Annotated in this window: 1 protein-coding gene; it reads left to right on the top strand. The window is 74.7% G+C overall.

Going from position 1 to position 10,865, the window contains the following annotated elements:
- Positions 1-73: 73 nt before the first annotated feature.
- Positions 74-10,855 (top strand): type I polyketide synthase, encoded by a 10,782-nt coding sequence (locus ACFU9E_RS23865; RefSeq protein ID WP_380715324.1) that lies wholly within the window; start codon positions 74-76, stop codon positions 10,853-10,855.
- Positions 10,856-10,865: the final 10 nt, after the last annotated feature.

Genomic DNA, 10,865 nt, shown 5'->3' with positions numbered 1-10,865 from the left:
GACAACTCCCTTTCCCCACAACGAATCTGCCGGATCCCGGCTCCACGAGATATCTGCAAGAGGGTGGCCTCAGGTGAACAACGAGGATAAGCTCCGCTACTTCCTCCGACGTGTGACGGCGGACCTGCACGAGGCCCGCGAGCGGCTCCAGAAGATCGACGACTCCCAGCAGGAGCCGATCGCGATCGTGGCGATGAGCTGCCGCTATCCCGGCGGCGTCGACTCGCCGGAGGACCTCTGGCGACTGCTGGCGGACGGCGGCGACGCGATCTCGGAGTTCCCCGCCGACCGCGGCTGGGATCTGGACGCGCTCTACGACCCCGACCCCGACACCCGCGGCACCAGCCATGTGCGGGAGGGCGGATTCCTCGACGGCATCGACCTCTTCGACGCCGGCCTCTTCGAGATCTCACCCCGTGAGGCCCTCACCATGGACCCGCAGCAGCGGCTGCTGCTGGAGACCTCGTGGGAGGCTTTCGAGCGGGCGGGGATCGACCCGACCTCGCTGCGGGGCAGCCGGACCGGCGTGTTCGCCGGCGTGATGTACCACGACCACTCGGCCGTCCTGCAGCAGGCCGTCGAGGACGTCGAGGGCTACATCGGGACGGGCAGCGCCGCCAGCGTCGTCTCGGGCCGGGTGGCCTACGTCTTCGGCCTGGAGGGGCCGGCGGTGACGGTGGACACGGCGTGCTCCTCGTCGCTGGTGGCGCTGCACCTGGCGGTGCAGGCGCTGCGGCAGGGGGAGTGCGCGCTGGCGCTGGCCGGCGGTGTCACCGCGATGTCCAACCCCACGGCGTTCGTGGACTTCAGCCGGCAGCGCGGGCTGGCCGCGGACGGCCGCTGCAAGGCCTTCGCGGCGGCGGCGGACGGCACCGGGTGGGCCGAGGGTGTCGGTGTGCTGCTGCTGGAGCGGCTGTCGGACGCGGAGCGCAACGGGCATCCGGTGCTGGCAGTGGTGCGGGGTTCGGCGGTGAACCAGGACGGTGCGTCGAACGGTCTGACCGCGCCGAACGGGCCGTCGCAGCAGCGGGTGATCCGCCAGGCGCTGGCGAACGCGGGGCTGTCGGCGGCGGACGTGGACGTGGTGGAGGCGCACGGGACCGGGACGACGCTGGGCGATCCGATCGAGGCGCAGGCGCTGCTGGCGACGTACGGGCAGGGCCGCGAACGGCCGCTGTGGCTCGGGTCGTTGAAGTCCAACGTCGGCCACACCCAGGCGGCGGCCGGGGTGGGCGGCATCATCAAGATGGTCCAGGCGCTGCGGCACGAGCTGCTGCCGAAGACCCTGCACGTGGACGAGCCGACGCCGCACGTCGATTGGTCGGCGGGCGCGGTGGAGCTGCTGACCGAACCGGTGGCCTGGCCGGCGGGCGAGCGTCCGCGGCGCGCCGCCGTCTCCTCCTTCGGCTTCAGCGGGACCAACGCGCACGTCATCGTCGAGCAGGCCCCCGAAGCCGGGGCCGGCGAGCCGGCCACCGAGGCCCCGCAGGTCCCCGGGCCGCTCCGGCCGCTGGTTCCCGTGCTGCTCGCGGCCAAGAGCCCGGCGGCGCTGCGCGAACAGGCCGCACGCCTCCTCGCCCGTACGGATGCCGACCCCGGGCTCACGGTGGCGGACCTCGGCTTCTCCACCGCGACGACGCGGGCCGCTCTCGACCACCGGGCGGTGATCGTCGCGGCGGACCGCGAGGACCTGTGCGAGGCCCTGGGCGCGCTAGCGGGGGACGAGCCCGCCGCGGGGGTGGTCACCGGGGCGGTGGCCCCTCGGAGTCTGGCTGCCCTGGTCTTCTCGGGGCAGGGGAGCCAGCGGCTGGGGATGGGGCGTGAGCTGCACGCTGCGTTCCCGGTGTTCGCGGAGGCCTTCGACGAGGTCTGCGCCGCCGTGGACGCTCACCTTGAACGGCCTTTGCGTGAGGTGGTGTTCGGGGAGGACGTGGAGCTGCTGAACCGGACGGAGTTCACGCAGCCGGCGTTGTTCGCGGTGGAGGTGGCGCTGTTCCGGCTGGTGGAGTCGTGGGGTGTGCGGGCGGACTTCCTGGCCGGTCACTCGATCGGTGAGCTGGCCGCGGCTCACGTCGCGGGCGTGTTCTCGCTGGCCGACGCCGCCGAACTGGTGGTGGCACGTGGCCGGTTGATGCAGGATCTGCCGTCGGGCGGCGCGATGGTGGCAGTGCAGGCCTCGGAGGGCGAGGTGGCGCCGCTGCTGGCCGGCCGTGCGGACCTGGTGGGCATCGCGGCCGTGAACGGGCCTACGTCGGTGGTGCTTTCGGGCACGGAGGAGGCCGTGGCGGAGGTCGTCGAGCTGCTGGCGGTCGACGGTCGGCGGACGAAGCGGCTCGCGGTTTCGCACGCGTTCCACTCGCCGCTGATGGAGCCGATGCTGGCCCGCTTCCGCGAGGTCGCGCAGCGCGTGACCTTCGCCGAGCCGACCCGCCCGATCGTCTCGACCCTCACCGGGAAGCTCCTCACCGCCGAGGAGTTGGCCGACCCCGACTACTGGGTGCGGCACGTCCGGCACGCCGTCCGGTTCGCCGACGCCGTGCAGACCCTGGAGGACCAGGGAGCGACGGCGTTCCTGGAGATCGGCCCCGGCGGCCTGACCTCGATGGTCCAGGAGAGTCTGGCCGAGACCGTCGCCGTCCCGGCTCTGCGCGCCGACCGCGCCGAGGCCGAGGCCTTCACCATCGCCCTGGCCCAGCTCCACACCCACGGCATCACCCTCGATTGGGACGCCGTGTTCAGCGGCACCGGCGCCCGGCGCGTGGACCTGCCGACCTACGCCTTCCAGCACGAGCGGTACTGGCTGGACACCCGCCCGGCCGCCGGTGACCTCACCGGCTCGGGCCTGTGGTCGGCGGACCACCCGCTGCTGGCAGCGGCGGTCACGCTGGCCGACGGTGACGGTGTGCTGCTGACCGGCCGGCTGTCGCTCGCGACGCACGCGTGGCTGGCGGATCACGTCGTGATGGGAACGGTCCTGCTGCCCGGCACGGCGCTGGTGGAGTTGGCGATCCGGGCCGGCGACCAGGTGGGCTGCGACCGTGTCGAGGAGCTGACCCTGGAGTCGCCGCTGGTGCTGCCCGAGCAGGGCGGTGTTCACGTCCAGGTCCAGGTGGACGGCGCCGACCCGTCGGGCCGTCGCGCCGTGCGGCTCTACTCACGGCTGGACGACGCCACCGCCGCCGTGCCGTGGACCTGCCACGCCTCCGGTGTGCTCGCGACGGCCCAGCCGTCGGCGGCGGAGCGCGTGGAGTCCGAGCCGGCCGCGTGGCCGCCCGCGGGCGCCGTCGGGGTCGACGTCGACGGGCTGTACGACCGTCTCGCCGAACTGGGCCTGGCGTACGGCCCCGTGTTTCGGGGTGTGCGGGCCGGGTGGCGACGTGGCGACGAGGTCTTTGCCGAGGTCGCGCTGCCGGAGGGCGTCGCGGCGACGGGCTTCGGTGTGCACCCCGCTCTGCTGGACGCGGCCCTGCACGCTGTCGGCCTGGGCGACTTCGTCGCGGAGCCGGACGAGGGGCGGATTCCGTTCGCGTGGAGCGGGGTCAGCGTGTCCGCCACCGGGGCGACCGCGCTGCGGGTCCGGCTGACCCCGGCGGCCGGCTCCGGCGTCGGCACGGGCACGGTCGCGCTCCTGGCTGCGGACGGTACCGGCCGGCCGGTGCTGTCGGTCGAGTCGTTGATGTTGCGCCCGGTGGCCGCGGAGCAGCTGGCCGCCGCGCGCGACGAGCAGCGCGACACGCTCTACCGGGTGGAGTGGGTGCCGGGGTCGGTGGCGGCGGGTGAGGTTGTCGAGGTGGAGGTCCGTGAGGGTCTGGAGGCTCCGGGGGTTGATGCGGAGGTGCCCGGGCGTCTGGCGGTGGTGTGCCCGCCGTCGGGTGCGGGTGCCGAGGGTGTGCGTGCGGTTGTCGGCGGCGTGTTGGAGCTGTTGAAGGAGTGGTTGGGAGAGGAGCGCTTCGAGGGTTCGCGGTTGGTCGTGGTGACCCGTGGCGGGGCCGGGGAGGGTGCTGTTGATGCGGGTCAGGCGGCGGTGTGGGGTCTGGTGCGGTCGGCGCAGTCGGAGCATCCGGGCCGGTTCGTGCTGGTGGATGTGGAACCGGGGGCCGGGGACGTCGGGGTGGCGGTGTCGGCGGCCGTGGCGTCGGGTGAGCCGCAGGTCGCGGTGCGTGGTGGCCGGGTGCTGGTGCCGCGTCTGGCGCGGGTGGCTGCCGTTGAGAGCGCTGCTGTTCCCTTGGCCGAGGGTGGCACGGTGCTGGTGACGGGCGCCTCGGGCACGCTGGGGCGTCTGGTGGCGCGGCATCTGGTCGCCGGGCACGGCGTGCGGCGGCTGTTGCTGGTGAGCCGTTCGGGTGCGGGTGCCGAGGGCATGGCCGAGCTGGTGGCGGAGTTGACGGCGGCGGGTGCCGAGGTCGCTGTCGAGGCCTGTGACGTGGCGGACCGTGACGCGCTGGCCGCGCTGCTGGCGGCCGTCCCGGCGGAGCATCCGCTGACGGGGGTGGTGCATGCGGCGGGTGTGACGGACGACGGGCTGATCGCGTCCTTGTCGTCGGAGCGGATCGACCGGGTGTTCCGTCCGAAGGTGGATGCGGCGCTGCATCTGGACGAGTTGACGCGGGACTTGGAGCTGTCGGCGTTCGTCCTCTTCTCCTCCGCCGCCGGGGTGTTCGGCAGTGCGGGGCAGGGCAACTACGCGGCGGCGAACGTCTTCCTGGACGCGCTCGCGCGGCGGCGCCGGGCGGCCGGGCTGCCGGCGGTGTCGATGGCGTGGGGCCTGTGGGCCCAGGACAGTGCGCTCAGCGGCGAGTTGAACGATGTGGACCGGCGCCGGATCTCCCGGTCCGGGATGACCGCGATCGAGACCGAGGACGGCCTGGCGCTCTTCGACGCCGCCCTGCGCACAGCGGATCCGGTCGTGGTGGCGGCGCGTTGGGATGCCCGGGTCCTGCGGGAGTCGGCCCGATCCGGGGACCTGCCGGTCGTGCTGCGGAACCTGGTGCCCGCCTCGGTGCGTCGCGTCGCCGCTTCCGAGGCCGGGCGGTCCGGGGCGTCGTCGGCGACGGCGCTCCGGTTGGCCGGGCAGTCCGAAGCGCAGCAGTACGAGCTGCTGGTGGAGCTGGTGCGCACCCATGCCGCCGCGGTCCTGGGCCACGGCCGCGCCGAGTCGATCCAAGCGGCGCAGGCGTTCCGCGAGTTGGGATTCGACTCGCTGACGGCCGTCGAACTCCGCAACCGGCTCGGTGCCGCCACCGGTGTGCGACTGCCGGCCGGCCTGGTCTTCGACTACCCGACGCCCGCCGCGCTGGCCGGCTTCCTGCGGGATCAGCTGGCCGAAGCACCGCGCCCCGCCGCTGCCGCCGTCACCGCGGCCCGGGCGGACGAGCCGATCGCGATCGTCGCGATGAGCTGCCGCTACCCCGGCGGAGTGAGCTCGCCGGAGGAGCTGTGGCAGCTGCTGGCCTCGGGCACGGACGCCATCTCCGAGTTCCCCGTCGACCGCGGCTGGGACCTCGGCCTGCTCTCCGCCGACGGTCCCGACGAGGCCGGCACCAGCCACACCCGCGAGGGCGGGTTCCTGCACGACGCGGGCGAGTTCGACGCGGCGTTCTTCGGAATCTCGCCGCGTGAGGCGCTGGCGATGGACCCGCAGCAGCGGCTGCTGCTGGAGACGTCCTGGGAGGCGTTCGAGCGGGCGGGGATCGACCCGACGTCGGTGAAGGGCTCGGACACCGGAGTCTTCGCCGGGGTGATGTACCACGACTACGCCTCCTCGCTGCAGACGGTCCCCGAGGGTGTGGAGGGCTTTCTCGGCACCGGAAACTCGGGCAGCGTCATCTCGGGGCGGCTCTCCTATTCCTTCGGCCTGGAGGGGCCGGCGGTGACGGTGGACACGGCGTGCTCGTCCTCGTTGGTGGCCCTGCACCTGGCCGTGCAGGCGCTGCGCTCGGGCGAGTGCTCGCTGGCGCTGGCCGGCGGCGTCACCGTGATGGCCGGGCCGGGGGCGTTTGTCGAGTTCAGCCGGCAGCGCGGGCTGGCGCCGGACGGCCGCTGCAAGGCGTTCGGCGCCGAGGCCGACGGAACGGGCTGGGGCGAGGGCGTCGGCATGCTGCTGGTGGAGCGGCTGTCGGACGCCGAGCGCAACGGACACCCGGTGCTGGCGGTGGTGCGCGGCAGCGCCATCAACCAGGACGGTGCCTCCAACGGTCTCACGGCACCCAACGGCCCCGCCCAGCAGCGGGTGATCCGGCAGGCGCTGGCCAACGCCGGGCTCGCCCCCACGGACATCGACGCGGTGGAGGCACACGGCACGGGCACCCGGCTGGGTGACCCGATCGAGGCGCAGGCGCTGCTGACGACGTACGGGCAGGACCGTGAACGGCCGCTGTGGCTGGGCTCGTTGAAGTCGAACATCGGTCACACCCAGGCGGCGGCCGGGGTCGGCGGCGTGATCAAGATGGTTCAGGCGCTCCAGCGCGGCGTCCTGCCCAGGACCCTGCACGCGGAGCGGCCGTCCCCGCACATCGACTGGTCGAGCGGTGCGGTGCGACTGCTGACCGAACCGGTCGCATGGCCCTCCGGCGACCGTCCGCGCCGGGCCGGCGTCTCCTCGTTCGGCTTCAGCGGGACCAATGCGCACGTCATCATCGAGCAGGCCCCGGTCGTGTCGGCCCCGCGCCGTGACGGTGGTGTGACGGTGCCGTGGGTGCTGTCGGCGAAGTCTCCCGAGGCGCTGCGGGACCAGGCGGCACGGCTGCTCGCGTACGCCCGGGAGCGTGACGACCTGGTGGCGGTCGATGTGGCGTACGCGTTGGCCACGTCCAGGGCAGTGCTGGAGCACCGCGCGGCGGTGGTCGCGCCGGATGTGGCGGCGGCGCTGGAGGGCCTGGGCGCGCTGGCGAACGGTGAGCCGTCGGGGGCGCTGGTCGGTGGTGTCGCGGTGCCGGGAGCGAAGGTCGCGCTGCTCTTCTCGGGGCAGGGGAGTCAGCGGCTGGGGATGGGGCGCGAGCTGGAGGCGGCCTTCCCGGTGTTCGCGGAGGCCTTCGACGAGGCCTGCGCCGCGGTCGACGCCCACCTTGAACGGCCTTTGCGCGAGGTGGTGTTCGGCGAGGAAGCGGAGCTGCTGGACCGGACGGAGTTCACTCAGCCGGCGCTGTTCGCGATCGAGGTCGCGCTCTTCCGCCTGGTGGAGTCGTGGGGCGTGCGGGCGGACTTCCTTGCCGGTCACTCGATCGGCGAGTTCGCCGCCGCGCACGTCGCGGGAGCCCTCTCGTTGGCCGACGCCGCCGAACTGGTGGTGGCGCGTGGCCGGTTGATGCAGGAGCTGCCGTCGGGTGGCGCGATGGTGGCGGTCCAGGCCGCCGAGCACGAGGCGGCGCCGCTGCTGGCCGGCCGCGAGGACCTGGTGGGCATAGCAGCGGTCAACGGCCCTGTCTCGGTGGTCCTTTCGGGTGCCGAGGACGCCGTGGCGGAGGTCGCCGAGCTGCTCGCGGCCGACGGCCGCCGCACCAAGCGGCTCGCCGTCTCGCACGCCTTCCACTCGCCGCTGATGGAGCCGATGCTGGCGCGCTTCCGCGAGGTCGCGCAGCGTGTCACCTTCGCCGAGCCGACCCGCCCGATCGTCTCCACCCTCACCGGGGAGCTCCTCACCGTCGAGGAGTTGGCCGACCCCGACTACTGGGTGCGCCACGTCCGGCACGCCGTCCGGTTCGCCGACGCCGTGCAGACCCTGGAGGACCAGGGAGCGACGGCGTTCCTGGAGGTCGGCCCCGGCGGTCTGACCTCGATGGTCCAAGAGACGTCGCCCGACACCGTCGCCGTCACGGCCCTGCGCGCCGACCGCCCCGAGGCCGAGTCCTTCACCACCGCCCTCGCCCGGCTCCACACCCACGGCATCACCCTCGACTGGAACGCCGTCTTCGCCGGCACCGACGCCCGACGCGTCGACCTGCCGACCTATGCCTTCCAGCGCCGCCGCTTCTGGCTGGAGTCCGGTCCGGCGGTCGGCGACGTCACCTCGGCGGGCCTGTCGGCGGCCGAGCACCCCTTGCTGGGAGCCGCCGTCACACTGGCCGGCGGCGAGGGCGTGCTGCTCACGGGTCGGCTGTCCCTGCCCACCCATCCCTGGCTCGCCGATCACGCGGTGCTGGGCACCGTACTGCTTCCCGGCACCGCTCTGGTGGACCTCGCGCTGCGGGCCGCCGACGAGGTGGGTTGCGACCTCCTGGAGGAGCTGACGATCCAGGCGCCGCTCGCCCTGCCCGAGCAGGCCGGTGTCCAGCTCCAGGTGGTCGTGGCCCCCGCCGACGGCGCCGGCCGCCGCACGCTGACGATCTACTCCCGCGCGGCCCACCCTGACGCGCCCGACCAGCCGTGGACCGGTCACGCCACGGGCGTGCTCGGTGCCGGCGGCCCGGGCGCGCAGTTCGAGCTGTCCGCCTGGCCCCCGCCGGGGGCGGGCGTGCTCGACACCGAGGCGCTGTACGAGCGGTTGGCGGGTTCCGGGCTCGACTACGGCCCGGTGTTCCGGGGCCTGCGGGCGGCCTGGCGGCAGGGTGACACCGTGTTCGCGGAGGTCGCCCTGCCCGAGGGCACGCAGACCGCCGGGTTCGGTGTCCACCCGGCGCTGCTGGACGCGGCACTGCACGCCGTCGCCCTGGGCGGGCTGCTGCCCGACACCGGCCGGACCCGCGTTCCCTTCTCCTGGAGCGGGGTGCGCCGGTACGAGTCCGGCGCGGTCGTGCTGCGGGTGCGGATCGCCCCGGCCGGAGCGGACGCGGTGTCCCTGCTGGCCGCGGACGGGGCGGGGCGGCTCGTCGCCTCGGTCGACTCCCTCGTCCTGAGGCCGGTCTCCGCGGAGCAGTTGGCCGCTGCCCGCACCGGGCAGCCGGACGCGCTCTACCGGGTGACCTGGGTGCCCCTCCCGCTCGCCGAACCCGCGCGCACCGCCGGCGAACCGTCGCAGTGGGCGCTGGTGGGCGGCGCGGAGAACGGACCGGCCACGGCCCTGCGTGCCGCCGGCCGCGCCCCCGAGGTCCACGCCGACCTGTCCACCCTCTTCGCCGGGCCGGCCCTGCCCGACACCGTGGTCGCGCTGCTGCCCCCGGCCCCCGGCGCGGCGCCGGGTGGTCCGGAGGCGGCCCGGGTCACGACCGGGTACGTGCTGGCGCTGGTGCGCGAGTGGCTGGAGGAGGCCGGTTCCGACGCCGCCCGGCTGGTGGTGCTGACGCAGGGCGCCGTCGCACCCGACGTCCCGGCCGACAGCGCACTGGAGCGGCCGGATCCGGCCCAGGCGGCGGTCTGGGGCCTGGTCCGCTCCGCGCAGTCCGAGCACCCGGGCCGCTTCGTCCTGGTCGACCTGGACGACGACGAGCAGTCCGCGCACGCCCTGCCGGCCGTGCTGGCGGCCGCCGTGACGGCGGACGAACCGCAACTGGCGGTACGGGCGGGCCGGACGTTCGTACCCCGGCTGGCGCGTACGGCGGCCCCCGACCCGACGACCTCCGACACGTCGGCAGCCGGCACCGCGACGGAGGCCGCAGACGGCACCGTCCTGGTGACCGGCGCGACCGGGGCGCTGGGCCGGCAGGTGGCGCGGCACCTGGTCGCGGTCCACGGTGCGCGCCACCTGCTGCTGACCAGCCGGCGCGGGCCGGAGGCGGACGGCGCGGGCGAGTTCGAGGCCGAACTGGCCGCCCTGGGCGCCCGGGTGACGACGGCGGCCTGCGACGTGGCCGACCGCGCCGCGCTCGCCGCGCTGCTCGACTCGGTGCCGGCCGAGCACCCGCTGACCGCCGTCGTGCACGCCGCCGGTGTGCTGGACGACGCGCTGGTGGACTCGTTGACGGCGGAGCGGCTGGACCGGGTGTTCCGTCCGAAGGTCGACGCGGCCTTCCACCTGCACGAGCTGACCCGGGACCGCGCGTCGACCGCGTTCGTGCTCTTCTCCTCCCTCGCCGGCACGCTCGGCACCGCCGGGCAGGCCAACTACGCGGCCGCCAACGCCTACCTGGACGCGCTGGTGGAGCTCCGCCGCGCGCAGGGCCTGCCGGGCGTCTCGCTCGCCTGGGGGCCGTGGGCCGGAGACGAGGGGATGCTGGGCGAGGCGGGCGCCGAGACGCTCGGGCGGATGGCCCGCGGCGGGGTGGCACCGCTGTCGGGGCGCGAGGGCCTGGCCCTCTTCGACACGGCCCGCGCGGCGGCCACGACCGGTGGCCCCGGCGTCCTCCTCCCGGTGCGGCTGAACCTCGCCACCCTGCGCGCCCGGGCCGGGAGCCATCCGCTGCCCGCCGTGCTGCGCGGCCTGGTGCCGGTCCCGGCCCGTCGGCCGGACCGGCCGGGCGCGGGCGAGCTGGCCGAGCAGCTGGCCGGGGCGTCGCAGGACAAGCGCCGGCGGATCCTGCTGGCCACCGTCCGCGGTGAGGTCGCCGCCGTCCTGGGCCACGCCTCCGCCGAGGCGGTGGGCGCCGGCCAGGCGTTCCGCGACCTCGGCTTCGACTCGCTCACGGCCGTCGAACTGCGCAACCGCCTCGGCGCCGTCACCGGACTGCGCCTGCCGGCGAGCCTGCTGTTCGACCACCCGACGCCGACCGCCCTGGCAGAGCACCTCGGCGCCTCGCTGCCGGCCGGGGGAGAGGCGGAGCCCCCGTCCGTGCTCGCGGAGATCGACCGCCTCGAAGCCGCGCTGGCCGCCTCCCCGTCCGACCGCGGGCTGCGCAGCACCGTCACCATGCGCCTGGAGGTCCTGCTCGCGAAGTGGAACGGGGCGCAGGACGGGCAGCGCGGCGCCGACCACGACACCTCCGCGGTCGAATCGGCCACCGACGACGAACTCTTCGAGCTGCTGGACAACGAGCTCGGCACCTGACCGACCGGCA

Origin of the sequence: Kitasatospora sp. NPDC057595 (assembly GCF_042800875.1) — a bacterium.
Classification (GTDB): domain Bacteria; phylum Actinomycetota; class Actinomycetes; order Streptomycetales; family Streptomycetaceae; genus Kitasatospora.
Note: the sequence above shows the minus strand (reverse complement) of the source record. Positions and strands in the feature narration are given on the sequence as shown.